Raw genomic sequence first — 26,815 nt, forward strand, 5'->3', positions numbered from 1 at the left:
TATGAAAGGAATCATCTCTCTAGCGGCATTATTTTCAACGTTTCTTCTTGTTGGTTGTGGCGATAAGGCACCAGAAAAAGCTCTTGAGACACCGCGTGTAAGAGTTACCTCATTAGCGGGAAACAAGGTGGATGACAACCTATATTTCCCTGCGGTTGCGAATGCAGCGGATCGCTCTCATTTGAGTTTCCGAGTGGCAGGAGAAGTCAGCCGCATCATGGTAAAAGAGGGCGATAAAGTCACGAAGGGTGATGTTATCGCAACGTTGGACCCTACGGACTATGAGTTGGATGTAGATAATGCGAGTGCGCGTTTTTCTGTTGTTGACAGTCAGTATCGCCGTTCACGCCCTTTGGTTGATAAAGGCCTATTAGCTAAGTCTCAGTTTGATGAAATTGCAGCACAACGACAAATCGCTCTGGCTGAGCTTAAGTTAGCGAAACTCCGTTTATCATTTACTGCCTTAAAGGCGCCTGTGGATGGGATCATTTCTCGAGTTAATATCGAGCAATTCGAAAATGTCCAAGTCGGACAGCATATCGTCAATATTCATAGTTTGGAGCGAGTTGAGGTGCTGATTCAACTTCCAGACCGGCTCTATGTTAACCAACCGCCAACGGAAGAAAGGCTTACCGCGATAAAGGCATTGGTGCGCGTGCCTAGTGGTAACGAGTACAACGCGACAGTGAAAGAATTTACGACTGAGCCAGACCCAACAACAGGTACGTTTACCGTCACATTATCGCTTCCTATGCCGGAAGAAGAATACATCCTAGATGGGATGGCCGTTGAGGTGACCTCCAAAGATAAGAACGTTGGCTTGGATCTCAATTTAGGAATTAATGTTCCTATTGAAGCCATTTTTAATGCGGACGGTGACGAGCTGGGGCGCGAAAATAAATTTGTTTGGGTACTGAATGATGACAACACGGTATCGCGCAGGCAGGTGCGAGCAGGTAAAGCATCTAAAACGTCCATTCAAATCCTTGATGGTCTCATGCTCAAAGACAAAGTTGTGATTGCCGGTGTTTCTCGGTTAAGGGATGGCATGAAAGTGGAAGTGATACAGGAAATGGCTACGCAGGAGGCCGGTCTATGAGCGATCTTAATAAATCAGCGCCTCAAAGTGATGATGATGTGACCGGTATTGCTGCATACTTCATCCGAAATCGTGTCATCAGTTGGATGGTCGCACTGATCTTTTTGATTGGTGGTATCGCTGCATTCTTTGGGTTAGGGCGTCTTGAAGACCCTGCTTTTACCATCAAAGATGCCATGGTGGTGACCTCTTATCCTGGTGCGACGCCGCAACAAGTCGAAGAAGAAGTGACTTATCCGATCGAAAAAGCGATTCAGCAGCTTACTTATGTTGATGAAGTGAATTCGATTTCTAGCCGAGGATTATCGCAAATCACAGTCACGATGAAGAACAATTATGGCCCTGATGATCTGCCACAAATCTGGGATGAGTTACGCCGTAAAGTGAATGACCTTAAAGGGACGTTGCCTCCGGGTGTGAATGAACCTCAAGTGATCGATGATTTTGGTGATGTTTACGGGATTTTGTTAGCGGTGACTGGCGACGGTTATAGCTATAAAGAGCTACTGGATTACGTTGATTACTTACGCCGAGAGCTCGAACTGGTTGATGGCGTGAGTAAAGTTTCGGTATCCGGGCAACAGCAAGAGCAAGTTTTCATCGAAGTATCGATGAAAAAGCTTAGCAGTATAGGACTTTCCCCCGATACGGTCTTTAATCTTCTCTCGACGCAAAACGTGGTTTCTGACGCAGGGGCGATCAGAATTGGTGACGAGTACATCAGAATTCAGCCGACTGGCGAATTCCAGAGTGTGGATGAGCTAGGCGATTTGTTGATTACTGAGTCGGGAGCTCAGGGGCTCATCTTCTTGAAAGATGTAGCGGAAATAAAACGTGGTTATGTAGAAGTCCCGAATAATATTATTAATTTTAACGGCAGCCTCGCACTAAACGTGGGTGTTTCTTTTGCTGAAGGCGTCAATGTCGTTGAAGTCGGAAAAGCGTTTGATCATCGCCTTGCAGAGCTAAAGTACCAACAACCTGTTGGTATCGAAATCTCGGAAATTTACAGTCAGCCTAAAGAAGTGGATAAATCGGTTAGCGGTTTTGTTGTCAGCTTGGCTCAAGCCGTTGGTATCGTCATTATCGTACTTCTGTTCTTTATGGGGCTACGTTCAGGTCTGCTTATCGGTTTGATTTTACTGCTGACGGTGTTGGGTACGTTCATTTTCATGAAGTATCTCGCGATAGATTTGCAGCGGATTTCATTAGGTGCCTTGGTTATCGCGTTAGGTATGTTGGTGGATAATGCGATTGTCGTGGTTGAAGGGATTTTGATTGGTACTCAAAAAGGACGAACTCGACTCCAAGCGGCGACTGATATCGTTACCCAAACCAAGTGGCCATTACTTGGGGCAACTGTGATCGCGGTAACTGCATTTGCGCCCATTGGACTGTCTGAAGACTCGACGGGTGAATACTGTGGCACTTTGTTTACGGTTCTTCTGATCTCATTGATGTTGAGTTGGTTTACCGCTATCTCGTTGACACCGTTCTTTGCTGACATCTTCTTTAAAGGCCAGAAGATTAAACAAGGTGAAGGGGAAGAAAATGATCCATATAACGGGGTTATTTTCGTTATTTATAAAAAGTTTCTCCAGTTCTGTATGCGCCGTGCTTGGTTTACCGTTGTGGTGCTGATTGCGGGATTAGCGGCAAGTGTTTATGGGTTCACCTTTGTGAAGCAAGCGTTTTTCCCATCGTCGACAACGCCTATTTTTCAGTTAGATGTATGGATGCCGGAAGGAACTGATATTCGTGCCACCAACACAACGCTTAAAGAGCTAGAAAGTTGGTTAGCTAAGCAAGAGCATGTCGACCATATCACGACGACTGCAGGTAAAGGCTTACAGCGCTTTATGCTAACGTACGCGCCAGAGAAAAGTTATGCGGCTTATGGTGAGATAACCACTCGTATGGAAAATTACGAAGCGTTAAAACCATTAATGGCGAAGTTTCGAGAGTATTTAAAAGCCAACTACCCAGAAATCAATTACAAGCTCAAACAGATTGAGTTAGGTCCAGGTGGTGGTGCAAAAATTGAAGCGCGCATTATCGGCTCTGATCCAACCGTCCTTCGTACGATAGCCGCTCAGGTCAAGGACATCATGTACGCCGATCCTCAGGCAACAAATATCAGGCATGATTGGCGTGAACGAACCCAAGTTCTTGAGCCTCAGTTTAATGAGAGTCAGGCACGTCGCTATGGCATTACCAAATCGGACGTCGATGATTTCTTGTCCATGTCATTCTCTGGAATGACGATAGGCCTCTACCGAGACGGCACGACGCTCATGCCTATCGTGGCTCGCTTACCTGAAGATGAACGTATTGATATTCGTAACATTGAAGGCATGAAAATATGGAGTCCAGCACAGAGTGAGTTTATCCCACTTCAACAAGTCACAATGGGTTACGATATGCGTTGGGAGGATCCTATCATCGTACGTAAGAACCGTAAGCGTATGCTCACTGTGATGGCAGACCCTGATATTCTAGGTGAAGAAACCGCATCGACGTTGCAAAAACGTTTACAGCCCCAAATCGAAGCGATTCAAATGCCTCCTGGCTATTCACTAGAGTGGGGTGGTGAGTACGAATCTTCAGGTGATGCTCAAGAGTCGCTGTTTACTACCATGCCAATGGGGTACTTGTTCATGTTCTTGATCACCGTATTCCTATTTAACTCTATCAAAGAGCCACTCATTGTTTGGCTTACCGTGCCGCTGGCGTTAATTGGTGTCACCACCGGTTTATTAGCACTCAACACGCCGTTTGGTTTTATGGCTTTGCTCGGCTTCTTAAGCTTATCGGGAATGGTGCTCAAAAATGGCATCGTATTACTGGACCAAATTGAAATAGAAATGAAATCGGGTAAAGAGGCTTATGATGCGGTCGTTGATGCTGCGGTAAGCCGTGTTCGTCCTGTGTGTATGGCTGCAATCACGACGATCCTTGGTATGATCCCACTATTACCAGATATTTTCTTCAAACCAATGGCGGTTACGATTATGTTTGGTTTGGGCTTTGCGACAGTCCTGACACTGATTGTCGTGCCAGTGTTGTATCGTTTGTTCCATAAAGTGGCAGTACCGAAACAGGCTTAGTGCTACTGATATAACGATGAAAAATATCGCGCCTCTAGCTCATCAGTTAGAGGCGCTTTTTAAGGAAGAATAATGACAGAACAAAAAACGTGTGCGTGGGCGATGAATCACCCATTAGAGCGCGAATATCATGATTCCGAATGGGGCGTGCCAGTATATGACGACCAAGTCCTGTTTGAATTTATTACGTTGGAAGGTGCGCAAGCTGGGCTTAGTTGGATCACCATTCTTAAAAAGCGCGAAGGATATAGAGAAGCGTTCGAGAACTACGACCTAGATGCGTTGGAACAAAGAAATGAAGAACGCGCTGAATACATCGTGGAAAACTTCGATGTTGTAAGGCATCGCGGAAAGATTAACTCGGTTTTCAGTAATGCCAAAGCGGCCAAAGCGTTAATTGCTGAATACGGGAGTTTATCAGACGCGTTGTGGCAGTTCGTGGACGGCGAACCAATCATTAATCAATGGCAACATATGAGTGACGTACCAGCTTCGACAGAGCAATCCAAAGCCATGAGTAAATTCCTTAAAAAGAAAGGCTTCAAGTTTGTCGGTGAAACCATCTGTTATGCTTTCATGCAAGCCGTCGGCATGGTGGATGACCATATCGTTGGATGTCCTAAAAAGCAGAATAAGTAACGTTTGGCTTGTTCAGTTTATATCGTTAATTCTGGCTATCATGGATACGTTCCAAAGCTTCGATTCGACGCCATTGAGCTGCATCGAAGCTTTGTTTTCTTAAAGCAATGATTTCTGCCTCTTTTTCATCTTGCCCTAGAAAATCCCTATTCAGAATCTCTTGACGCTGTTTTAAGTAAGTGGCGAGTTGAGTCTCAAATGATGCTCTTTGCTCATCAAGCTTTTGCAGCCTTTGCGCTCCAGCGTCTCCCACCAGTGCAACACGGGCGATGTACTTATCTTGTGAATCAAGCTGAGAAGCTTGCTCGAGTTGCTCCGCTAATGCGTTATTGCGTTCACTTTCTCGGATATAATCTGGTTGTTCTGATAACGCTTGATTGAGAAGGTGTGTCTGACTCTCGATATCCGATGCCTGTTTTTTAATCGTCAGCTTTTCCAATGCAAGTTGGCGAAGTCGGTTTTCTTCGTCAAACAATTGAGCTATCTGGACCTCGCTAAAGTATTGAAGTTGTAAATTCAGTATCGCTTCATTCAGCTTGGTTAGCTGTTCAAGCGTTAGTTGGTTATGCTCAAAAGGCTCCAATGCAGAGAGCGCTTGCTTGTAGGAAAGGTAGGTCTGAAAAAGTTTGGCATCAATATTCAGTGTTTGTTTTGCTAAAGTGTCATCATTGACTTCCGCTTTGATCGTATCGAGATCTTCTTCGCCCAGCCGGCTAAGAGAATATTCGAAGAAGTCTTTTGGGGAAGAGACATCGGCGGCTATATCTTGCTGAGATTGCGAATGGTTAGAGGTTGTCTCTTGTTGTTTGTCGCTTTGCAACAGAGAAAGCGCTCCCACGCCAAATATCGAGAGCAGGATAAAAGTGGTGAGAGCGACTTTCTTCATTGTGATGACCTCTTATAAACCTTGAAGTTTGAGACGATTTGCATGTTGGCGATAAAGCGTGACTGGATCGGTTTCAAAAAGATGATGAATACCGAGTAGACCGTTAATTTCATCCAAATGGTTCATTTGATAATCATCACGTATGACTTTGCCTAAATGTGTGCTGCACGCACCAACTAAGCCATCATTCGGCCCATCAAAGGCTAAGCCAAGTACCATCATGGCAGCGTCAGTCGGATCGAAAACGTTTGTAAAAGTGGATGATCCGGTCCATGAGTAGTAATAAACGCCATTTGAAGCTAGCAAGTCGCCATTACCACATTCGCTAGTAGGCACTCCCTCTGGGTAGTGCTGGTTAAACGCCAATGAGCCTTCCGTGGTCAAGGCTGCTAATGAGGCCAAAGGGTCTTGGTCGATATCAGAACCGCCTGATAGAAGATTAATAAGAGTGGTTAAGCCTTGCGCCAGTTTTACCGCGACCTGCTCGCTACCAGAACCCTCAGATACGGTGCCACGAACTAAATCTGCCACTTTAGACCCTTTATTAACGCCACCGATACTCGTAACTGATGCGACTAGGTCAGGACGGACAGAGGCGACGTAGCGCGTTGTTGGACCACCATGACTGTGACCGATGAGATTGACTTTCTCTGCGCCTGTTGCAGCAAGTAAGGTTTCTACTTGAGCAAGCAGTTGCTCCCCTCGAACTTCGCTGCTGTTGGTCGCGGATACCTGCGCTACATAAACTTTAGCGCCGTCTTTCGTTAAGGAATGTGGTATTCCGAAAAAGTAATCTACGCCTGCGAGGGTATCAAAACCAAATAATCCATGAACCAGAACAATCGGATACTTGGTTTGGGTATAACCCGTTGCGGCGTGTACGGTGGTTATTGGGACGGTAATTAAGGTAAAAAGCATTAGCGCTATGAATTTGAGTTTCAAAACTATCTCCTTGTGGTATGACCTCTTATGAATGATAAAAAGTAGGAGAGAAACTCTAAATTTGGAAAGCCTATTTGTGGCACATTATTTCATTCTGTGACTGCTCAATTGAAAAACAACACAAATGATTAACATTAACGAATAGGTGGTGGGAATGTTAGGTAATTCTAATTAAGTCAGCGAGTTATAAAAACGCCCCGCGAAGCAGGGCGATTCAATTACTATTTTAGAGAGACTTCTTTTTCTAAAATTAACGCGTTATAGCGTGCAAAACCAGCCTCTAGATCGGCGAGCAAGTCATCCACGTCTTCTAAGCCAATATGAATACGAACTAAAGTGCCCTCAAAGTGTGGGTGCGCTACGGTTCTCAAGCTGTTAAAGCTCTTTGGTTCGTTAGCTAGAATGAGGCTTTCATACCCGCCCCAAGAATAACCCATACTGAAGTGTTTCATACCGTCAAGCAGAGCCGTCGTCGCTTTTGGATAAGACGTTTTGAGGACAAATGAAAACAAGCCGTTTCCACCAGTGAAGTCACGTTTGAAAAACTCATGGCCAGGGCACGATTCCAATGCTGGGTGGCGGACATGATCAACTTCCGGACGAGAAGCTAGCCACTTGGCGACTTTCAAGCTACTTTCTGCGTGTTGTCTTAGGCGAACATCCAGCGTGCGAATACCACGAAGGCCTAGGTATGCGTCGTCAGGAGAAACGCACTGACCCATCAAGTAGCTTTGTTCACGCAGTTGGGGCCAGTATTTTTCGGAAGCTACGGCTGTACCTAACATTACATCAGAGTGACCAACTATGTATTTGGTGGCGGCTTGAATGGAAATATCGACACCATGTTCAAATGGTGAGAAGTTCACGCCAGCTCCCCATGTGTTATCAAGCATCACAATAATATCGTGCTCGTGAGCAATGCGCGCCAATGTTGGTACATCCTGCACCTCCATTGTGACTGACCCCGGAGATTCTAGGAAAAGGACTTTGGTATTTGGTTGAATCAAATCACGAATACCTTCGCCGATCATCGGATCATAATAGGTAGTTTCGATGCCCATTTTCTTCATGATGGTATTACAAAAATCACGAGTTGGTTCGTAACAAGTGTCCACCATCAGAATGTGATCGCCAGTTTCGACGAAAGAGAGAATCGCATTTGAAATTGCTGCCGTCCCACAAGGGTAGAGAGCACAACCTGCTCCACCTTCAATCTCAACCATTGCATCTTGAAAAGCGAAGTGCGTGTTAGTGCCACGGCGACCATAAAATAATGTTTTATTGGTACGGTTCATGGTGGCTTGGTTCTTCTCTGCAACGGTATTGAATACCACAGTTGAAGCGCGTTGAACGGGTGGGTTTACAACACCATTTGTCCACTTTTTATCGCGGCCAGCGGTAATGAGTTTGGTTTTTTTTCCCTCTGACATAAAAGTTCCCTGTCTTAAATATTGCGGTTTTGAATATTTAAAACATGGACGACGTTGGTTATGCAAGGGAAAAGTCAACTATCAGCCAATAATAGCCAAGATGAACAGGGAATGATGTCGAGAGGTATCGTGTAGATAGGGAGCTAAAAGAACAAACCTCCAGCAGGATGCTTGCAGCGCTGGAGGTTTTTTTAGTCGGTGTATTTGAGGTATTAGAGGAGTGGATTGAAGAGATAGAACACTCGCTCTAAGAATCGAGAAAATAGGCTTCTTTTCTCCCATTCTTCCAATACAACAGTGTGAGATTGCTTAATATAGCTATCTTGTAACCAAGACATTTGCTTCGTGAACTCTTCGTCGTCAACGGCGAGGGTAACTTCGAAGTTCAGCCACAAGCTGCGCATATCCATGTTTACGGTACCAACTAAACAGAATTGGTCGTCAATTACGACGGATTTCGTATGCAGCAAACCACCGTAAAACTCATAGATTTTGACTCCTGCACACAAAAGCTCACTATAAAAAGCGCGTGACGCCCATTGCACCATCATTGAGTCATTTTTATGTGGAATGATCAGTTCAACATCAATGCCTCGTTGTGCTGTCATCTTTAACGTTTCAAGTAAATCAGCATTGGGCACGAAATATGGCGTTGTGATTCGTACTGAGCGATTGGCTTGGTTGATTGCCAATGTTAATACTTGATAGATCAGATATTCCGGCATACCAGGGCCAGAAGGCACAACCTGAATAGGGTGTTGGAATTCACTCTCATCGATCTTGCATTCAGGTAGTCTCGGTAAATGACGTTCGCCAGTTTCGACTTCCCAATCCCAACAGTGGATAGCACTCAATACGTTTACCGTTGGTCCCGTAATGCGAACCATGATGTCCACCCAATGCCCGACGCCACTGTTTTGCTTGAAGTAAGCCGGGTCAACCAAGTTCATTGAACCTGTATAAGCAATTTCATCATCAATTACGATGATCTTGCGATGTTGGCGAAGATCAAGACGACGTAAGAAAATACGCCACATCTTCACTTCTAGCGCTTGAATAACTTCAATTCCAGCATCCTGCATCATTCGATACCAAGGACTTCTGAAAAAACGTGGACTACCTGCTGAATCGAGCAATAGTTTGACATCTACGCCGCGTTTAGCCGCTTGGATAAGTGCAGAAGCGACAGAGTCAGCCAAACCACCTGGATGCCAAATGTAGAATACCATTCGAATACTGCTCTGCGCGTTTTCGATGTCTTCAATAATGGAATGCAAAATCTCATTAGGTGACTGTTGCAGCGACAATGTATTACCGCTCAATGCGGGAAGACCAAGGCGGTTGTTACAAAGTTCATCAATTCGGTAGATGTGCCTTCCCATTGTTTCTGGGTTGTGCGCGTTACAGTCGTTCAACTGACTGAACCACTTCTCGAATGGTGTAAACATCTCTTTCGCACGTTCGGCTCGCTTTCTACCTAAGTTCAGTTCACCGAAGAGGAAATAACATGCGACACCCAGAACGGGAAGGATATAAATGATCATTAGCCAAGCTAAAGACACGCTCACTGCACGGCGCTTTAAAACGACACGAATGGTCACACCTGCGACCAGTAACCAATATAGCCCGATGCCAGCTAAAGTAAGAAAGTGATAAAACTTGTCCATATACGCTCAGAGTAATATGCCCTTCTAGGATATTAAGCATAAAAGTGGGTTGGGGGAATAGATTTCCCATTTAGACGTGGGATTGACCTTATATGAGGAACGAATTTCATAACAGCTGATTCTGTTATTTTAATGTGAAAAATAAGGTCATTCTTTAACTTTTGAACAAAAAAGCAGCATTTAACCTGCGTAACTCGACACTTGTGCGATAAATGTACTTTTTTGGGGTTCCAATTTTAAAGGGGAGCTGCTTTACTTTCTAGACATAGTGCGTCGAACGCTTATTTTATAAGTGTACAATAATTTTTACATAAACTTTTTAGACGCCTATCTCTATGCATACACAACAAACTAATTTTGGAGAAAAAGCGTGGCTACAACTAATACAGCAGCACCACGTGATACGTGGGGGTCTAAACTAGGCTTCGTAATGGCAGCAGCGGGTTCCGCTGTCGGTTTAGGCAATATATGGAAATTCCCTTACACAGCAGGTGAGAGTGGCGGCGGCGCATTCGTTGCTATCTATCTTATCTTTGTAATTTTTATCGGCTTTAGCGTGATGCTGACAGAGTTCGCTATTGGTCGTAAGACAGGTCTTTCTGCCGTAGGTGCATTCAAAACAACTGACCGACGCTGGACGTTCACTGGCGTTATGGGAGTCTTCAGTGGTCTTTTGATCATGGGCTTCTACCCTGTGGTTGGTGGTTGGGCATTGGCCTACATCTTTAAAGTGGGTGGTGGTCTACTCAGCGCGCCAGAAGCAATTGGCGACAGCTTTGGCGGTTTCATCTCAGATCCGATTCAACCTTTAATGTGGATGGGTGTTTACCTGTTCCTTAACGTCATGATTGTGATGAAAGGGATTTCGGGTGGTATTGAGAAAGCCGGTAAGGTTCTGATGCCGCTTCTGTTCTTAATCCTAATCGTTGTTTCTGTTAAGGGCTTAATGCTGCCAGGTGCAATGGCTGGCCTTGAGTTCTTATTCATGCCGGACTTTTCTAAAGTCGATAGCAATGTGGTTCTTGCTGCACTAGGGCAGGCGTTCTTCTCACTTAGCTTAGGTATGGGCTGTATGATGACGTACGGTTCTTACCTGAAGAAGAAAGAGAACCTAGTTCAAACAACCGGTATGGTTACTGCGATGGATACAGGTGTAGCGATTCTTGCTGGTGTTGCTATGTTCCCTGCTATGTTTGCCTTTGGCATGGAGCCTGCGGCAGGCCCAGGTCTTGTATTCGTTGTCGTTCCTCAACTATTTGCTGAAATGGGCGGTGTGATTGGGTTGCTATTCGCGTTGCTATTTTTCATCGGCTTGACGGTGGCGGCATTAACTTCTTCAGTATCACTATTGGAAGTTGTCGTGTCTTACCTAATCGATGAGAAAGGCATGAAGCGCTCTAACGCGGTTCTGTCTGCAAGTGCTGTCATGGCGGCACTATGTATCTTTGCGTCACTATCGTTAGGTGGAATGGGGCCAACGCTGTTCGGTACCGGTGCCTTTGATATCTTCGACTTACTAACGGACAAAATCTTCCTAGCGGTTGGTGGTATGTTGGTTTGTATCTTTGCAGGATGGCGCCTAAGCCGTGCTGAGCTAGAAAAAGAGATCACTAATGACGGCGAAGTATCTTTCCCGCTATTTGGATTGTGGTACAACCTAGTTAAATACTTGATTCCTGTTGCGATCGCTATTGTTGCCTTCATGGGGATTAAGTCTGGCTTTGACAGTGGCAAAGGTGAAATCATGCTGCTGGGTATCGCAATCATTGGTCTTGCTGGTATTTTCTCTAGAAAGCTCTAGCTCAGGCCTTGGGGCAAGCCTCGATAGCTTTGTCCGATAACTTATGTATACTGCTGGCTCCAAACGTGGAGCCAGTTTTTTATGTTCGATATTCTACATACCCATCCCGATTTTCTGATCATCAATAAGCATCCCAACGTCTCTGTTCATAAAGACGATGGCGACACAATGCTGCTGCAAGAAGTGGCTAAGCAGAGTGGTGATGAGCAGCTTTATCTTATCCATCGCTTGGATAAAATGACATCGGGTATTCTGCTCCTCGGACGCAACGCCAAAGCGGCCAGTGCGTTATCGCAAGCTTTTGCTGACCGCCAAGTGGAAAAGTTCTATCTGGCGATTGGCTCTAAAAAGCCGAAAAAGAAACAAGGTTTGGTCATTGGTGATATGGAGCGTTCGCGCCGTTCATCATGGAAGTTGGTCAACAGCAAAAATAACCCAGCCGTCACCCAGTTTTTCTCTCTTGCGGCAGAGCCCGGAGAGCGCCTATTTTTATGTAAGCCGCACACTGGTAAAACGCATCAAATCCGCGTGGCATTAAAATCGGTTGGCTCAGGTATTGTTGGTGACCCGATTTACAATGCAGGCAATGAGGCTGATCGCGGTTATCTGCATGCATTTTCACTTTGCTTCCAATACCGAGATGAGCAATATCGCTTTGTTTGCGACCCACGAGAATACCAAGTGCTAGGTAGCAAATGGCGCAGTGAAACCGTCTCCCAGGGTTTGGATACTTGGCTTTCCCCTTGGGAACTGAACTGGCCTACGATCAAATAACCGTCACAAAGAAAACTAATAAGAGAACTCGATGCAAGCATCACAACTTCCGCTGTTCTTTCAGCATCTAGAAACCGAGCTCGCGCAAGCTCCTAACGAAATTCGTCGACTGTTTCATGGTCGTGGCCGTCGTTTTGAGGGCCTAGAGCAAATCACCTGTGATTGGTTACAAGGTCAGTTGATTATCAACTTGTTTAAAGAAGTCGACGACGCATTTCTCGCTGAGCTGAAAAGCGGTCTCAATGCGGTGGCACAATCACAACTGTGGGCAGATAAGCAAGGTCGCACTATGGTTCTTCAGCACCGTTATGCCGATGGTGCGCCTTCAGAAGTGCTTGTCGGTGAATTAGACGCTCGCCCTGTCGTTGAAGAAAGCGGTTTGAAATACCAATTGGATATTGGCCGCAACCAAAATTTCGGTCTGTTTTTGGACATGCGCTACGGTCGTGATTGGGTACGGGAAAATGCGAAGCATAAAAACGTGCTCAACTTGTTTGCTTACACCTGTGGCTTTTCTGTCGCTGCCATTGCGGGTGGCGCAGATAAAGTGGTTAACGTCGACATGGCGAAAGCGTCGTTGTCTAAAGGTCGTGAGAACCACAAGCTAAATAGTCATAACATCAACCAGGTAAGCTTTATGGGGCACGATATCTTTAAATCGTGGGGTAAGATTAAGAAATCTGGTCAGTATGACTTGATCATTATCGATCCGCCTTCGTTCCAGAAAGGCAGCTTTGCACTAACCAAAGACTACAAAAAGATTCTGCGTCGATTGCCTGATTTGTTGGCAGGCGGTGGTCAAGTGATGGCATGTGTGAACTCGCCATCTGTGACAAGCGACTTCTTGATTGAAAGCATGAAAGAAGAAGCGCCAGAGTTGACATTCCGTGAGCGTCTGGATAACCCACCAGAGTTTATGGACGTAGACAGCGAAGCAGCATTGAAAGTGTTGTTATTTAGCGAGAAGTAATGACGACGAAACGAAAGTTGTACCTATCTATAATACCAGCCGTTTGAGTACGGCTGGCATTTCCGCGATACCCCGTCAATCTGAATAGCGAGACAGGAGTGTGATTCAGAGTCTATTCTCAGAGTGAGCTATTCCTAACACGCTGATATTAGATTCCTGATCTCGCCCAGGCTCGTCGGAATGACGGGAAACAATAAAAGATCGATACCAGCAGCATTAACCGATCTGCACTTCAAGATCCGCTTCGATGGTTGATGAGCAGGCGAGCACATAGCCTTGTTCAATTTCTTCTGGCGTCAATGTTTCTAGGCTGGTGGAAGAGACGCTGCCTTTACGAACCTTGCATTTGCACGAGCCACAAATCCCGCTTCGACAAGCGACGATTAATGGTAAACCTGCGCCTTCAAGCACATCGGCCAATACCTGACCTTTTTGCGCATCGATGCTTTGAGCAAAATCAGGAACAGAAACGTTAACTGTCTCATCGGAGACCGATGTTTCTGCGCCAGTCGCTGGCGTAAAACTCTCTTGGTAGAAGTTCGTCATGTCAAAACCAAGGTCATTCAAATAGCCGTGAACATCTTGCATAAACTGGCTTGGACCACATAGGTAAACGGTGCGTTGCTTGAAATCAGGAACAAGCTCTTTAAGCCAGTCGGCATTCAAACGACCTTGTGGGTGTGACGTTCCTTCGCGGTTTTTCAGCAACAGCTTTAAATGGAAGTTGGGATACACAGCGTCGAACGTTTCTAGCTGATCGTAGTAAATCGTCTCTTCTGGGCTGCGTGCGATATGAAGAAATGCGATGTCCACATCGTTGTCGTTTTCATCGTGATTACTCAGCCAGTGTTTTGCCATCGAAAATACGGGCGTGACGCCGCAACCTGCACTGATAAGCAAGGCTTTTGTTTCGCCATCACGTAAAACGGGTGGGTGGTCAATGCAGTTAAATTCGCCCGCTGGTGGTAATGCTTGAACGGTATCACCGAGCAGCAGCGAGTCAATGATGTAGTTCGATACTTTACCGCCAGACACTCGTTTGATGGTGAGTTGAAGGTGATCGTCTTCATTGATAGAGCTGATTGAATAGGCGCGAAACTCCATTTTTCCATCAATTTCGATGCCCAAGTTAATAAACTGGCCAGGCTTAAACTGAAACAGAAGTGACTCGGTTAGTTCAGCCAACTTGATGCTGACGGTATCGTGTGTTTCGAAGTATTTGTCGATGCAACGGAGTGTGACGGGTTGGTTACCTTGCCATTCAAAAAACATAACAATCTCTTTGGTTGTGGCTATTTTTAGTTCGAAATAGATAGCGCCTCCACGTAAGGAGGCGCGTAACAAGCAAGTTTATTAAGCTGCTAGGATGGCTTTTAGATCATCCTGAACATTGCCAATACTGCGCATATCGAACTTCTCTTGGATGATCGCAATTAGGTTTGGCGTCAGGAATGCCGGTGCAGTAGGGCCTGTGTAAATGCCTCTCACGCCCAATGCAAATAGCGTTAGCAAGATAACGATCGCTTTTTGCTCGAACCAAGAAAGCACAAGCGTGAGTGGCAGTTCATTGATGTCACAGTCAAACTCTTTCGCCAGTGCAAGTGCAAGCTGGATTGCAGAGTAAGCATCGTTACATTGGCCCACATCCAATAGGCGAGGGATGCCGTTGATATCGCCGAACGTATTCTTGTTGAAGCGGAACTTACCACACGCCAACGTCAGGATTAGCGTGTCTTCTGGTGCTTCAGCCGTAAAATCGGTGTAGTAGCTACGTTCCGCTTTATCACCATCACAACCACCGACTAGGAAGAAGTGTTTGATGTTGCCTTGCTTCACTTGGTCGATAACCGCAGGGGCGGCGTTCATCAGTGCATTGCGACCAAAACCAACCGTGATATGGTGTTCGATTTCATCGTGTTGGAAACCGTCTTGCGTTAGAGCACATTCAATCACTTGGCTAAAATCATCGCCTTCGATGTGAGCCACACCAGGCCAGCCAACAATACTACGGGTGAATAAACGGTCTGCGTATTGGCCTACATTTGGATTCAACAAGCAGTTTGACGTCATTACGATTGCGCCAGGGAAGTTTGCGAATTCTTTCTGTTGGTTTTGCCATGCGCTGCCGTAGTTGCCGACAAGATGAGGGTATTTCTTCAGCTCAGGGTAGCCGTGTGCAGGCAGCATTTCACCGTTGGTGTAAACGTTGATGCCTTTGCCTTCAGTCTGTTGCAGGATTTTTTCTAGGTCATGCAAATCATGGCCAGAAACAAGAATACATTTACCTTTTATTGGCTTGACGTTCACCGTGGTTGGTTCTGGATGGCCGAAGGTCGTTGTTTCACCTTGGTCGAGCATTTCCATCACTTTGTAGTTCATCAGGCCAATGCGCATTGAGCAATCAAGTAGTTCGCCGAGATCTTCAGGATCTGTGCCCAACCACGCCATGATTTCATGGTATTCGGCATAGATATCGTTGTTTGTTTGCTCAAGAACACGTGCGTGCTCCATGTACGCTGCGGCACCTTTAAGGCCGTATAGGCAAAGTAGGCGCAGGCCAATAACATCTTCATGTACTTGGTCTTTACCACGGTTAACGGCAACTTGAGGAGCAAAAGCTAAGATTGCTTCTGCACTGTTTGGCAGCTCAAAGTGAGCAACCGCAGGAATGTCAGCAACTTCGGTATCGGCGAGCGTGGCTGCAGACATCACTTGCTCTTTTAGCAATGCTTTGTACGTTGCAGCTTGAGAAGTCAGCTCTAGGACACGTTCAGGGTCGAAGTTTACGTTCGTCAATGTAGAGAAAAATGCTTTTGGTGCCCATTGGTTGATTTCATCGTTAATGATATTGAATTCAAGTGCTTTTGATGCCCAAAAAGAAACCCCTTGCAGTGTGTAAACCAACACGTCTTGTAGGTCTGATACTTCAGAAGTTTTGCCACACATGCCTTGTGCAAAAGAACAACCTTTAACAGCAGGGGTTTGAATTGTCTGTTCACATTGAATACAGAACATATTGGGTTCTCCAGTGATTGTTTTAATAGTCGTGATGTTGACCACTAGAGAGCAGAATACGTGCCAATTGTTATCTTATTGATTTATATTCAATTTTATCGTTTTTAGATGAGTGATTGATGTAATTAAGACAACGCAGTTGATGTCTTAATTACATCAGCTTCTTGTGGTTGGTTATTTATTGATCCCGAGCTTTTTACCCATCCGATATAAGTTCCCGCGATCCATTTGTAAAAACTCCGCTGCTTTTGCCCAAACGCCACCAGTTTGGCTCAAAGCATGTTCAATTAAATCACGCTGATAGCTTTCTATTAGCTCTCGCATTGGTTGGCTTTCTTTGGGTAAATAATGTGATGTGTTTTTTACATCATCGAGAGCCAATGAGGTGTCGAAATGGTTAAGCATGATCGTGCTCGCACCTTGTTGAATGGCGTGTAAAGCCGCGCGAGTTAAAGTGTGTTCGAGCTCGCGTACGTTTCCGTACCAAGGTAAAGACTCCAGTTGAGTCAACACTTTAGGGTGAACGTGCAGATTGGGCGCATTAAATTGTTGGCGTACCTTTTCTAACAGATATCCGGCTAAAACGGGAATATCACCGTCACGGGCACGAAGTGGGGGAACTTGGATTGGGAATACGTTTAAACGGTGGAAAAGGTCTGCTCGAAATGCGCCAGCTTCGACTTCTTTTTCCAGCTGTCGATTGGTCGCGGCGATGATGCGCACATTGACCATCAAATGCTGATCGCTACCCACACGTTGCAGCTCGCCTTGCTGAATTACGCGCAGCAATTTTGCCTGCAAAATCAAAGGCAGTTCGCCCACTTCATCAAGGAAAATCGTTCCACCGTCTGCCAGTTCAAACTTACCGGCACGGTGGCTATTAGCTCCTGTAAATGCGCCTTTGACATGGCCAAACAGTTCACTCTCAGCCAGACCTTCAGGCAGGGCCGCACAGTTGACGTAAATCATCGGCTTATCGCTACGATGAGATTGCGCGTGCACCGAGTGCGCGACCAGTTCTTTACCAGTACCGGTCTCTCCTGTGATAAGTACCGCGTAATCCGATTGAGCAACGGTCGCAATGTTGTTTCGTAACTGGTTGATCTGCGGGCTCAAGCCCACCATTTCGCCATGTTGGGAACGGGCTTGTTGGATAAGGGTTTGAGTGACGCTTTTCTGCTTTTGGTTTTGTGCTTTGAGCGCTTTTAATTGAGCAATGTTACGCAATGTCGCAGCGGTCAAAGCCGCCAAGGTTTCGATAGCGACAGGATCGATATCATCAAACGCGCCCACCGTTAGGGCATCCATGGTTAGTGCGCCAACAAGTTGTCCTTCCACATACAAGCTAAAGCCCATGCAATCGTGAACATCAATGCACTGGTTTTCGGTTAATAGTGTGCCGTCAAAAGGATCAGGCAGTGAACAATCGGCATCGAAACGCACTGGTTCACGGCTATGAATAATGGCATCTAAGCGTGGATGTGCTTTGGGGAAATAGCGACGACCTAAGACCGAGCTGGATAAGCCTTTTACCGCGACAGGAGTCAGAAACCCATCCTCATCGAAGATAAACAGGCAACTAGCATCACATGGGAATACTTGCGCGACCCCATCAATGAGGTTTTGATATTGTTGTTCGTGAGAGCGATTAGAGCTGAGGTTTAGCGCGATATTAAGGAGTACGTGGTCAACAGTCGGAGTCATAACAAGCCCAAAGTTATCTGGAATGGGCTCATGCTAGCAACTTGATGTCATTTGAACATCGAAAGGTGTGGGAGATTGATGTTCCATTGACGACGATCAAACTTGATACAAATAGAATCGCGCAAGCCGATGAGTAAGCAACGTACGCTTGCGCGGATTAAGCTCTTTGAAACAAAACAGCAGACCAATGGAAAGGAGTAACCGCGTTCAAATTAGCGAGGAACAACCCTTGCTTCATTGCCAGACATGTTGATTTGAACCGCTTGGCCTGGCTGAAAAATCATGTTTGGGTTTGCTTCTTGAACGACAGAGATTATTTTTCCATCCTCTAAGCGAATAGTCAGATTCACACCATTTCGTTTCGCGGTTGCTTCAGCGGCTTTACTGCCGGCATAACCACCCAGAAGACCACCACCAATAGCTGCGATATCCGAGCCAGAGCCGCCCCCGACTTTTGAGCCTAATATACCACCCACGGCGGCACCAGCGATTGTGCCTATGGCGTTGGATTGGGTAGAGGCATCAATGGTTACTGGTTCAACTTTTTCAATCGTTCCGTAGTAAACCTGCTGAACTTTGCGCGTGTCTGAAGAGCCGTATGCATCTCCGTACGGGTTAGGTGAGCTACAGCCGCTAAGCATAACAATACAAGACATGATGAGCAGCATACCTAGCTTGACGTATTTTTTCATATAGCCTCCGAATGATTTCTCTCCATCCAAAGAGTATATACCCCAATTTAATATATGCTTTAGTGTTATATAAAACAGTTACTTAGCGGCTGTTCTCTCAAGGAAACGTGAACTTCTCAGTGGTTTAATGGCCTTTAAGCGTATGAAACCCAGAGTAAATACGTGTGAATGTGGTAAACCAACATGCTGCACCAAAGATATAAGCAATGACGGCAAAGTGTTGCGGTAACAAACAAAATAGCACCAAACAACCAATGGTTTCAGTACCTTCGGTTAAACCGCTCATGTAGTAGAGAGATTTGTGTTTATACACTGGATTATCGATGCTTTGTTTGCCTGCCATGATGGCAAAAGCCAAAAAGCTGCTTCCCGTCCCGACAAAGGAAAAAATCAAAAATGCCCCTGCAATGGCATTTTGTTCTGGATTTGCCAACACAAAACCAAAAGGAATCAGGGAATAGAACAGAAAATCCAAGCTGATATCGAGAAAACCACCCGCATCGGTAATGCCTTGAATTCTCGCCAGTGCGCCGTCTAATCCATCACAGATTCTGTTCAGCAAAATAAACAGCAACGCCAACAAGTACTGTTCGGCGATCAAAGCCGGTAGGGCAAAACAGCCAAGCACAAAACCAAATACTGTCGTCTGATTTGCGGTGATGCCACATTTATCGAGGTATGTCGCACTGATGGCCAGCGGTTTGCGGATGAGCTTTATACTCAGGCTATCAAGCATGGTTTGTCTCCCACGGCCAATTTAGGCAGCGGCTGCCATTAGGAATATCATCCTCATCGTGCGTTACCATCAAAGTAGGGATGTTCGCTTGCTGTAATTGTTCGACCACCCAATTGCGAAATTGTACACGCAGGTCTTTATCCAACTTGCTATAGGGTTCATCAAGTAGCGCAACTTTCGGCTTTGCCAGCAGCATACGAGTCAAAGCAATACGGGCACGTTGTCCTCCGGAGATTTGATCTGGGAAGGATTCGGCAAGTTTGGTCAATGCAATGTTCTTCAGTGCTTGCATGGCGTGAGCTTTACGTTCTTCACCTTTGATTGAGTTTGGTAGCGCGAAGGCAAGGTTCTCCCACACCGTCAAGTGGGGGAAGAGCAAATCGTCTTGGAATAGAATACCGACCTGACGCTTATGGGCAGGGAGGGCATCCAAATTTTCGTTATCAAGCGTAATGGATCCAGAGTAGCTGAACTCGGCGGATAGGTGCCCAGCAATAGCATCCAACAAAGTGGATTTACCACAACCACTTGGTCCCATCAGAGTAACAATTTCACCTTTCTCTACGGTCATGTTGAACGCAGAAAAAAGCGTGTCGCCATTGGCTTTACGGATGGCGAGGTTTTCGAGACAAAGACTCATTCAGTAGTAAACCTTTTATAGACAAGCGGCGATACTTCACGTGTAAGCGGCTTAGTAGTATCGCAAAAGAGAAGAACAAGAATGGCAGCAGAGCTTGCCAAATGGCGTAAATCGCGGTAACACGTCGGTCAAAACCACTGGATAGCGCAACGGCTTCGGTTGTGATGGTGCTAATGCGCCCAGCTCCTAGCACCAATGTCGGTAGGTATTGCGCCAGACTTACGCTAATACCGACCGCCCATGCGAATGCAATCGCAGGTAGGAGGATTGGTAGTTTCACTTTTAACCAAGCTTGCATCGGTGTTTTACCCAAGCTGAGTGCGACGCGAGTTAAGCCGTTATCGAAGCTGCGCCACGGTCCGTCTAGCGAGAGGTAAATAAATGGGAATGCGAAGAATACATGCGCCCAGCATACCCAAAAGAAATACGCGTTACTGTTTAAGTACAGCGTCACTACTTGCATACCGAATAGCACCGATAGCTGAGGAATCAGCATTGGGATGGCGATGATGTAACCTGGCACCTGCCAGCGATAACGAAGTCGATACTCATGTGCGATCAAGGCAAGGGCTAGAGCGACGGTCGCGCTGATAACGGCAATCAGCATGCTCTGCTCCAGTGTGCCAAGAATGCTGTGCCACTCGTATTCCCAAAAACGCAGGCTATAAAGGCTCGGTAGTAAATCTGGAAAGCGCCAGCGTTGAGCAAAGCTCCACACCACCATGAGTGGAATCATTAGAAGTGCGAGTAGTGCAATCAGTGAAAACAGGATCTTACCGGGTAAACGAAACCCGTTTCGACCAGAGTACTGCCAGCGTTTGAAGCCTTTGGTAATACACCATTCCATCAAGCGTGCAAATCCAATCAAAAGGCTAGCGATCGCAAACAACACGACCGCGCCTGCGGCAGCTCTTGGTAGTAGCGATAAATCAGGGTCGTTAAACCACTGCCACACTAAAACCGCAAATGTTGGCGGGTTTGTAGGGCCAATAATCAGGGCGACATCAACAACGGACAAACTGTAAGCCAATACCGCCAGCATTGGGAAACGAAGTTTTGCTAACCATTGCGGAAATACGCATTTCCACCACACTTGCGCGGAACTATAGCCCATCGAGTGACTGACTTTTTCAATCTTATCGACTTTCAATTGCTGAAGAATTGGAATACTCATCAACAATAAAAACGGCACTTCTTTAATCGCAAGCATGATGATCATACCGAGTGCATGCGGATCTTTAATCAGCAATGCTAAGTCATTCACCGTTTGCGCATTGGGATCGTAACCAAACAGTTGGTTGAGAACACGAACGCCCATACCAGTTGGGGCAAACAAGAACGCAAAGCCAATCGCGAACGCGACGTGCGGCATGGCAAGAAGTGGCGAGAGGCTTACTTCAATTTTTCGCCAAAACTTGCTGCCCCACGATGCTTGCAAAATCGCAAATGTGATCAAGCAAGCCAAGTAGCTACTGAAAATGGCAGAGTAGAAAGTCAGCCCGATGGATGTCCAAACACCCTCCCAATCAAAAACAGCGTTAAAGCCATCTAAAGAAAAGTGGTGCAAGCCGATAGGAGGCACATAACCGAGCGCAGAGACCACCACTCCGAGTAGTCCCGGAATGGTAGGCAAAATACAAACTGCGATAATGACTAAATATAGCGCTCTTAACATGGGCTCTTATTAATTCCCGTAGCGTTTCAACCATTCTTTTTCTAAGGCAGATTGCCAACTTGGATGCGGCTCAGCGATAGATTTGAATTGTTGAGTATTTTTAGCCGAACCTGTTAGGTATTGGCTGCTTAGCACTGAAGGATCGCCCCAGATGTTAAGGTTACCTTTGCGAGATTGTGCTTCAGGGCTCAATAAAAAGTTTATCGCAACTTGCGCACCAGCACTGGCATTTGCGTTCCAAGGAATCGCTAAGAAGTGAATGTTTGAGAGTGCACCTGCGTCCATCGCATACGCTTTGGTGCTCTCTGCAAGATTACCGCTCGACTGCGCAGAGAAAACCGCGTTCGGGTTAAAGGTAATTGCCAGGTCAGTCTGACCATCATCCAGTAGTTGAAGGGTTTCTGCTGTACCGCCTGGAAACTGTTTACCACCGCGCCAAGCGACTTTATGGAACTCATCTAGGTAAGCCCACAGCGGTTGAGTAACTTGTTCAAACGTGTCATCGGTAACTGGTTTTTGCAGAGCAGGGGCGTTGTTAGACAGTTCAATGAGTAATGCTTTAATAAAGCTTGTGCCATGAAACTCTGGTGGACGAGGGTAAGTTAGGCGATTTGGAAACGCTTTTGCGTAACTCAGCATTTCAGCAAATGATCGAGGAGGGTTATGCAGGGTTTGCTCATCATGGATAAACACTAATTGCCCCACACCCCAAGGTGCTTCCAGACCTTCAGTCGGCTCTGAGAAATCCACATCAATTGGCAATGATTTATCGACGTATTGCCAGCTTGGCAAACCTTCAACAAAAGGACCAAACAGTAATTGGTTATCCTTCATTGATTTGAAGTTCTCGCCATTAATCCAAACCATATCAACACTGCCACCGCTGTTTTTACCTGCGGCTTTTTCTGCGATAAGTCGAGTGGTGGTCTCAGAAATATCGGTGACTTTAACGTGGTTTAGCGTCACGTTATAACGCGATTTTAGCTCTCTACTCGCCCACTGGATGTAGCGATTAATTTCTTGGCTTCCGCCCCAAGCATGAAAGTAGACGGATTGTCCGTCGGCTTGTTGTTCGATTTTTTGCCATTCATTAGCAACCGATGAGTTGGCAAAAGAAGATGTCGCGAAAGTGGTGGCTAAAATGCCAACGGTACTGAGTAGCTTTTTCATATCTATTCCGTGTTATGTCTTTTTATTCTCGTTTCCGGCGTTATTGACGTCTAAACAAGTCGCTCCGCTTTGTTACAAGGATAGTAATCCATCTCTCTCTATTATCAATGCCAATCCCAAACGGAATCACTCATTGATTCAAAGAATTATTCTCAATGTGAAGCAAAACGAAGAAAGGACAATTCTGGTGTCGTTTTAGGTATACAAGAGCGGACCGCTTGTTTGACGATATTCTTTCAAGTAATTGAAAATTATTGTCCTCAAGCAACTTCGATATGTTGATTTGGAAGACTGAACCCGCGTCGTAGACGTGGCGTTGAGGGCGTAAAGAGGGAAAGAGTTTGTCGTTTTAAACGATTTTGCTAATCGAAGCGTGCGAAACAGACATCCAGCCTGCTTTGATATGGATTAGGATGCATAAAAAGCAGCCATTTTATGGCTGCTCTTAGAATATGAAATGGGACTTAGTTTACCCAATCACGCAACTGAAACGTTAGTTCGTGATCGTCATTTTTAAGCATTAGCCCTTCTTTGGTTAGCGTTATATCACTCCATTCAGTAAGAGTTTCAGACATCGCTTGCTCAATTTTCATTTGGTCATCCATACACATCTTCATGGTCATTCCCATTTTTTCGATGCGTAGTTGATTGTTTTTTAGTTCAGCTTGACCAAAAAAGTTGTTACACCCCGCGTTACCATTTGCAGTCAGATTTTCTCCGATTTCTAAGCGAGGCGCTTGCTGACGTTCTTTTAATTCGATGTTTTTACCATCAATCTGAACCAGCTCCCAATTATGGTGCTGTAAATCTTGAGCCGTAATTTCTTTCACATTGTCACCGTTGCTAGCACATGCAGTCATAAGAACAGGAAGAGAGATTGCTGTAACTAACGTTTTTAGGCTAAGCTTCATTTTATAGACTCCGTTTTTAGAAAACGTGGTAAGTATAGGTAATAAAACACTGTTTTTGTCAGCATAAGGTAATAGTTTCGTATTACTGTGACAGAGTCCAGTTTATATACTCAAACGGCTTCAAGGTGCAAGATGTATAGCACTGTTGGGAGCGTATATTGAAGTCGTTATAATATCATTACAGCACAGCGAGCAAAAAACGGTTAGAGCATGGAGCAACTAGAGTTTTTTACCGTCCCAAACCCTTGCGTTGGTATTTGTAGTGTGGACGAAAAAGGGTATTGCAAAGGATGTATGCGTAAAAGAGAAGAGCGATTTAACTGGCTCACTTATACGCCTGCTCAACAGTTGCATGTAATTAAGCTATGCCGTCAGCGCTATAGAAGAAAGGTATTGGCAGGGAAGGGAAAGGCAGAAGAGTCTCAAGAAGAATTATCACCACAGCAAAATCTCTTTTAAATTTCGAATTATCCCGGCTCGGCAATAATCAATGATGAGCCGGGACTGTATTAGCTCTTACTATGCGGTGCGTGTAAGGCAAACTCGTTAAATTAGCGCTACTTCATTGACCAACGGTCGCTGACCCATCCCCCAGCATGTTCGTCAAAGTGGCTTCCTGAAAATCGATGATTGAATTCAACATCTAATTTACTAGTAGGGCGTTCATCCATCAGTTGATGAATGTATCTCGCCATAGGGTCCGTGCAAGCTTCGCGCTCTCTACGGGTAACCACTTCTTTGATCATTTGAAGTCTATAGCTATTGCTGGCTCGTTTCATTTTTGACCTCCTGAACTCGATGGCAGCAGTTTGAACATATTGACGTCCAGATCGCTGCTCATTGGTGAACGCTTGGCGGCGAATCACCTTCGTTTTAGGTCAAAAAGACAAATTGTTTGAGAGCAGTGTTTGTAACGCCATTCACATCTTTCCTAGAATCATCCACTAAGCTACGAAACTTCATAGCGAAAAGTTAGTTGATGAATCTGTATTTTCGAAAGACCTTATCAAACATAGAAGCCCAGCACATGGGCGTCAACAACACAAATGAATAATTTTTGAACACTTTATGAAGGGCGATAATTTTCAGCACTTTAACGAAAATAAAAAAACCGAAGCGTCACGCTTCGGTTTTTAGGGTGGCTCTGACGGAACAACTTCTAAAAGCTCTTCACGTCAGAGTGTAAGGTGTTTTTAGCTATTAGTTGCTGGGCAACCTTTCACAGCTTGACCGTTACTGAAATACTTGATGTTTTCTAAGTTCTTGTTGTAGCTATCCGCAGAGATCTGTGGGTTATTTACGAAGAACTCACGTAAAACGTATGCATCGGTTAGCTGGGTAGATTGAACATCGATGATTGGATAGTTATCGCCACCAGCAGCACTGAAGCTGATTACAGAGAATGTGTACGTTGCGTCTAGATCGAAGCCTTTATTGTTAATGTCGGTAATGGTTACTGAGCCAGCATCACAATTTACATCTAAAGTGATGTTATCTAGTTGAGCGTAAGCACCAGAGCCTGCAGATTTCGTCGCAACCACATCTAGGTATTCTTTAACTTCTTTACCTGTCATAGTTGCTTTAGTCACGAAGTTACCGAACGGCTGGACTGTAAGTACGTCACGGTAAGTGATGTCACCATCTTGGATTGAATCACGCACACCGCCAGAGTTCATCACACCAAAGTCAGCACCTACCGTTTTGTAAGTACGGTATGCCTCGCCCAGTAGGTGACCTAGGTTAGTTTGTTGAGAGCGAACTACGTTACGATCACCTTCTAACTTACCCGTTGTATTAGAAATCTTCTCATCTAATAACTCTTGACCTTGCTGTTGGTATGGCAGTAGTAACGCTTTTACCGTCGCATCTTGTTGAATGCGTTCACCGATCACTTCATCGTTGTCGTCCAAAAGGTTTACAGGAATCAGTGCATAGTTCGCTAAGTGAAGCTTGCCGTCGTAATATTCGAAGTCCGCACGACCCACATATTTACCCCACTCATGCGCTTGCATAATCCAAGTGCCTTTTTGTTGGTCTGGCGCGCAATCATCACCAGGTTTGAAATCAGCATACTCATTGGTACCTGGCTCCATACACACTGGGTTTTGTGAGTGACCACCGATGATAGCGTCTAGTTGTCCCTCTTCGAGAGAGCGAGCGAGCTTCACGTCCCCTGGTGCTTCACTACCATTATTACCATCTTGGTAGTGACCCATGTGCGTCGTTGCAAATACTAGGTCTACTTTTTCGTTTTCTTCGATTTCCTTAAGTACTTTTTTGATTTCAACTTGAGGGTCTTCGAAGTGGATGTTTGATACGTTGTCTGGATTAACTAGCTTCGCCGTGTCCTGGGTGGTTAGACCAATAACAGCGATCTTAAGGCCGTTGATAGTAAATACTTTGTAAGGGTCGAAGTAACGCTCATTGGTATCTTTCTTATAGATATTCGCAGCCAGCATAGGGAAGTCAGCTAGCTCAGCTTGCATATCGAGAATATCTAGTGAGTTATCAAACTCGTGGTTACCGACAGCCATTGCATCGTAACCAAGTAGGTTCATCCCTACGAAGTCTGGAACCGCATCTTGCATGTCTGATTCTGGTACGCCGGTATTAATATCACCGCCAGATAGCAGAATGGTTTCACCGCCTTTTGCTTCGACTTCTGCGCGAATAGATTCGATTAAAGTGTGACGCGCAGCCATGCCATATTCGCCGTCGCTGTTATGCCAAAAGCGACCGTGGTTATCGTTAGTGTGGAGAACGGTGAACTTAGTACAAGAATCTGCAGTCTCGCAGGTTACTGGAGAATTATCGCTGTCTGAGCCGCATCCTGCTAGCGCAGCGCCCACTGCCATTACCAAAAGAGATTTGGAAAACTTCATAAGGGATCCTTTCTTTGTGATTTTGTTATTGTTACGGCGTGAAATATACGGAATTAATGTGAAACTTTAGTGATC

22 protein-coding genes are annotated in these 26,815 nt (G+C 45.5%); 7 read left to right on the forward strand and 15 right to left on the reverse strand.

Annotation, left to right across the window (positions count from 1 at the left end; all coding sequences use genetic code 11):
• Position 1 precedes the first annotated feature (1 nt).
• From ACHFJ9_RS13835 to ACHFJ9_RS13845, 3 genes are all read left to right on the forward strand, one after another.
• On the forward strand, positions 2-1,099 hold the full coding sequence (locus ACHFJ9_RS13835) for an efflux RND transporter periplasmic adaptor subunit (protein ID WP_237283778.1): 1,098 nt from the start codon (positions 2-4) through the stop codon (positions 1,097-1,099).
• On the forward strand, positions 1,096-4,206 hold the full coding sequence (vmeI, locus tag ACHFJ9_RS13840; RefSeq protein ID WP_046874793.1) for an efflux RND transporter permease subunit VmeI: 3,111 nt from the start codon (positions 1,096-1,098) through the stop codon (positions 4,204-4,206). Before ACHFJ9_RS13835 ends, vmeI begins: the two co-directional genes overlap by 4 nt.
• A 72-nt stretch (positions 4,207-4,278) precedes the next feature.
• Complete coding sequence (locus ACHFJ9_RS13845; RefSeq protein ID WP_053807226.1) at positions 4,279-4,845, forward strand: DNA-3-methyladenine glycosylase I; 567 nt, start codon at positions 4,279-4,281, stop codon at positions 4,843-4,845.
• Between the two features lie 25 nt (positions 4,846-4,870).
• Here the strand turns inward: ACHFJ9_RS13845 and ACHFJ9_RS13850 are convergent, their stop codons facing one another.
• The 4 genes from ACHFJ9_RS13850 to cls all read right to left on the reverse strand — a co-directional run bounded on the left by ACHFJ9_RS13850 (position 4,871) and on the right by cls (position 9,770).
• Complete coding sequence (locus ACHFJ9_RS13850; protein ID WP_395357153.1) at positions 4,871-5,731, reverse strand: lipase secretion chaperone; 861 nt, start codon at positions 5,729-5,731, stop codon at positions 4,871-4,873.
• Between the two features lie 12 nt (positions 5,732-5,743).
• The gene (locus tag ACHFJ9_RS13855) at positions 5,744-6,649 is read right to left on the reverse strand and encodes an esterase/lipase family protein (RefSeq protein WP_395357443.1); all 906 of its coding nucleotides are present in this window, start codon (positions 6,647-6,649) and stop codon (positions 5,744-5,746) included.
• 245 nt (positions 6,650-6,894) lie between these two features.
• The gene (locus ACHFJ9_RS13860) at positions 6,895-8,103 is read right to left on the reverse strand and encodes a cystathionine beta-lyase (RefSeq protein WP_005393279.1); all 1,209 of its coding nucleotides are present in this window, start codon (positions 8,101-8,103) and stop codon (positions 6,895-6,897) included.
• 212 nt (positions 8,104-8,315) lie between these two features.
• Complete coding sequence (cls, locus tag ACHFJ9_RS13865; RefSeq protein ID WP_005393277.1) at positions 8,316-9,770, reverse strand: cardiolipin synthase; 1,455 nt, start codon at positions 9,768-9,770, stop codon at positions 8,316-8,318.
• 430 nt (positions 9,771-10,200) lie between these two features.
• Here cls and ACHFJ9_RS13870 point away from each other — a divergent pair, with 430 nt between their 5' ends.
• From ACHFJ9_RS13870 to ACHFJ9_RS13880, 3 genes are all read left to right on the forward strand, one after another.
• A complete protein-coding gene (locus ACHFJ9_RS13870; protein WP_043884644.1) occupies positions 10,201-11,571 on the forward strand; it encodes a sodium-dependent transporter in 1,371 nt (456 codons plus the stop codon).
• 81 nt (positions 11,572-11,652) lie between these two features.
• On the forward strand, positions 11,653-12,345 hold the full coding sequence (locus tag ACHFJ9_RS13875) for a TIGR01621 family pseudouridine synthase (protein ID WP_069521402.1): 693 nt from the start codon (positions 11,653-11,655) through the stop codon (positions 12,343-12,345).
• 31 nt (positions 12,346-12,376) lie between these two features.
• Complete coding sequence (locus ACHFJ9_RS13880; protein WP_395357156.1) at positions 12,377-13,315, forward strand: class I SAM-dependent methyltransferase; 939 nt, start codon at positions 12,377-12,379, stop codon at positions 13,313-13,315.
• A 216-nt stretch (positions 13,316-13,531) separates the two neighbouring features.
• On the opposite strand, the gene ACHFJ9_RS13885 is transcribed toward ACHFJ9_RS13880, so the two are convergent.
• The 9 genes from ACHFJ9_RS13885 to ACHFJ9_RS13925 form a co-directional block, all read right to left on the reverse strand.
• Complete coding sequence (locus tag ACHFJ9_RS13885) at positions 13,532-14,587, reverse strand: FAD-binding oxidoreductase (RefSeq protein ID WP_395357158.1); 1,056 nt, start codon at positions 14,585-14,587, stop codon at positions 13,532-13,534.
• A gap of 81 nt (positions 14,588-14,668) precedes the next feature.
• Positions 14,669-16,330 (reverse strand): hydroxylamine reductase, encoded by a 1,662-nt coding sequence (gene hcp, locus ACHFJ9_RS13890; RefSeq protein ID WP_395357160.1) that lies wholly within the window; start codon positions 16,328-16,330, stop codon positions 14,669-14,671.
• Positions 16,331-16,504: 174 nt separating this feature from the next.
• Entirely contained in the window at positions 16,505-18,034 is a 1,530-nt protein-coding gene (gene norR / locus ACHFJ9_RS13895) for a nitric oxide reductase transcriptional regulator NorR (RefSeq protein ID WP_237308441.1), read from the reverse strand.
• Positions 18,035-18,246: 212 nt separating this feature from the next.
• Entirely contained in the window at positions 18,247-18,726 is a 480-nt protein-coding gene (locus tag ACHFJ9_RS13900; protein WP_395357162.1) for a glycine zipper 2TM domain-containing protein, read from the reverse strand.
• Positions 18,727-18,850: 124 nt separating this feature from the next.
• The gene (locus ACHFJ9_RS13905) at positions 18,851-19,462 is read right to left on the reverse strand and encodes a CDP-alcohol phosphatidyltransferase family protein (RefSeq protein WP_074191131.1); all 612 of its coding nucleotides are present in this window, start codon (positions 19,460-19,462) and stop codon (positions 18,851-18,853) included.
• Positions 19,455-20,102, reverse strand: coding sequence for an ATP-binding cassette domain-containing protein (locus ACHFJ9_RS13910; RefSeq protein ID WP_395357165.1), 648 nt, complete (start codon positions 20,100-20,102; stop codon positions 19,455-19,457). Before ACHFJ9_RS13910 ends, ACHFJ9_RS13905 begins: the two co-directional genes overlap by 8 nt.
• Positions 20,068-21,777: an ABC transporter permease gene (locus ACHFJ9_RS13915; protein WP_395357167.1), complete on the reverse strand. Its 1,710-nt coding sequence runs from the start codon at positions 21,775-21,777 to the stop codon at positions 20,068-20,070. The genes ACHFJ9_RS13910 and ACHFJ9_RS13915 overlap by 35 nt, the downstream gene beginning before the upstream one ends.
• Positions 21,778-21,786: 9 nt before the next feature.
• Complete coding sequence (locus ACHFJ9_RS13920) at positions 21,787-22,947, reverse strand: ABC transporter substrate-binding protein (RefSeq protein WP_167426705.1); 1,161 nt, start codon at positions 22,945-22,947, stop codon at positions 21,787-21,789.
• Between the two features lie 464 nt (positions 22,948-23,411).
• Positions 23,412-23,858 (reverse strand): META domain-containing protein, encoded by a 447-nt coding sequence (locus ACHFJ9_RS13925; RefSeq protein WP_005393252.1) that lies wholly within the window; start codon positions 23,856-23,858, stop codon positions 23,412-23,414.
• Between the two features lie 210 nt (positions 23,859-24,068).
• On the opposite strand from ACHFJ9_RS13925, the gene ACHFJ9_RS13930 reads away from it, so the two are divergent.
• On the forward strand, positions 24,069-24,317 hold the full coding sequence (locus ACHFJ9_RS13930) for a DUF1289 domain-containing protein (protein WP_048626242.1): 249 nt from the start codon (positions 24,069-24,071) through the stop codon (positions 24,315-24,317).
• 98 nt (positions 24,318-24,415) lie between these two features.
• Here the strand turns inward: ACHFJ9_RS13930 and ACHFJ9_RS13935 are convergent, their stop codons facing one another.
• Entirely contained in the window at positions 24,416-24,637 is a 222-nt protein-coding gene (locus tag ACHFJ9_RS13935) for a hypothetical protein (protein ID WP_005393249.1), read from the reverse strand.
• A gap of 414 nt (positions 24,638-25,051) precedes the next feature.
• On the reverse strand, positions 25,052-26,740 hold the full coding sequence (gene ushA / locus ACHFJ9_RS13940; RefSeq protein ID WP_041852973.1) for a bifunctional UDP-sugar hydrolase/5'-nucleotidase UshA: 1,689 nt from the start codon (positions 26,738-26,740) through the stop codon (positions 25,052-25,054).
• Positions 26,741-26,815 lie beyond the last annotated feature (75 nt).

The organism is Vibrio sp. D3 (genome assembly GCF_043995865.1).
GTDB classification, from domain to species: Bacteria; Pseudomonadota; Gammaproteobacteria; order Enterobacterales; family Vibrionaceae; genus Vibrio; species Vibrio diabolicus.

Coding starts and splice junctions, on each gene's coding strand:
- ACHFJ9_RS13860 (WP_005393279.1), bottom strand. CDS start 8,103: ATGTCAGAGGGAAAAAAAACCAAACTCATTACCGCTGGCCGCGATAAA.
- ACHFJ9_RS13835 (WP_237283778.1), top strand. CDS start 2: ATGAAAGGAATCATCTCTCTAGCGGCATTATTTTCAACGTTTCTTCTT.
- ACHFJ9_RS13885 (WP_395357158.1), bottom strand. CDS start 14,587: ATGTTTTTTGAATGGCAAGGTAACCAACCCGTCACACTCCGTTGCATC.
- norR (WP_237308441.1), bottom strand. CDS start 18,034: ATGACTCCGACTGTTGACCACGTACTCCTTAATATCGCGCTAAACCTC.
- cls (WP_005393277.1), bottom strand. CDS start 9,770: ATGGACAAGTTTTATCACTTTCTTACTTTAGCTGGCATCGGGCTATAT.
- ACHFJ9_RS13855 (WP_395357443.1), bottom strand. CDS start 6,649: ATGCTTTTTACCTTAATTACCGTCCCAATAACCACCGTACACGCCGCA.
- ACHFJ9_RS13930 (WP_048626242.1), top strand. CDS start 24,069: ATGGAGCAACTAGAGTTTTTTACCGTCCCAAACCCTTGCGTTGGTATT.
- hcp (WP_395357160.1), bottom strand. CDS start 16,330: ATGTTCTGTATTCAATGTGAACAGACAATTCAAACCCCTGCTGTTAAA.
- ACHFJ9_RS13850 (WP_395357153.1), bottom strand. CDS start 5,731: ATGAAGAAAGTCGCTCTCACCACTTTTATCCTGCTCTCGATATTTGGC.
- ACHFJ9_RS13925 (WP_005393252.1), bottom strand. CDS start 23,858: ATGAAGCTTAGCCTAAAAACGTTAGTTACAGCAATCTCTCTTCCTGTT.
- ACHFJ9_RS13915 (WP_395357167.1), bottom strand. CDS start 21,777: ATGTTAAGAGCGCTATATTTAGTCATTATCGCAGTTTGTATTTTGCCT.
- ACHFJ9_RS13900 (WP_395357162.1), bottom strand. CDS start 18,726: ATGAAAAAATACGTCAAGCTAGGTATGCTGCTCATCATGTCTTGTATT.
- ACHFJ9_RS13905 (WP_074191131.1), bottom strand. CDS start 19,462: ATGCTTGATAGCCTGAGTATAAAGCTCATCCGCAAACCGCTGGCCATC.
- ushA (WP_041852973.1), bottom strand. CDS start 26,740: ATGAAGTTTTCCAAATCTCTTTTGGTAATGGCAGTGGGCGCTGCGCTA.
- ACHFJ9_RS13845 (WP_053807226.1), top strand. CDS start 4,279: ATGACAGAACAAAAAACGTGTGCGTGGGCGATGAATCACCCATTAGAG.
- ACHFJ9_RS13920 (WP_167426705.1), bottom strand. CDS start 22,947: ATGAAAAAGCTACTCAGTACCGTTGGCATTTTAGCCACCACTTTCGCG.
- ACHFJ9_RS13880 (WP_395357156.1), top strand. CDS start 12,377: ATGCAAGCATCACAACTTCCGCTGTTCTTTCAGCATCTAGAAACCGAG.
- vmeI (WP_046874793.1), top strand. CDS start 1,096: ATGAGCGATCTTAATAAATCAGCGCCTCAAAGTGATGATGATGTGACC.
- ACHFJ9_RS13875 (WP_069521402.1), top strand. CDS start 11,653: ATGTTCGATATTCTACATACCCATCCCGATTTTCTGATCATCAATAAG.
- ACHFJ9_RS13870 (WP_043884644.1), top strand. CDS start 10,201: ATGGCAGCAGCGGGTTCCGCTGTCGGTTTAGGCAATATATGGAAATTC.
- ACHFJ9_RS13910 (WP_395357165.1), bottom strand. CDS start 20,102: ATGAGTCTTTGTCTCGAAAACCTCGCCATCCGTAAAGCCAATGGCGAC.
- ACHFJ9_RS13935 (WP_005393249.1), bottom strand. CDS start 24,637: ATGAAACGAGCCAGCAATAGCTATAGACTTCAAATGATCAAAGAAGTG.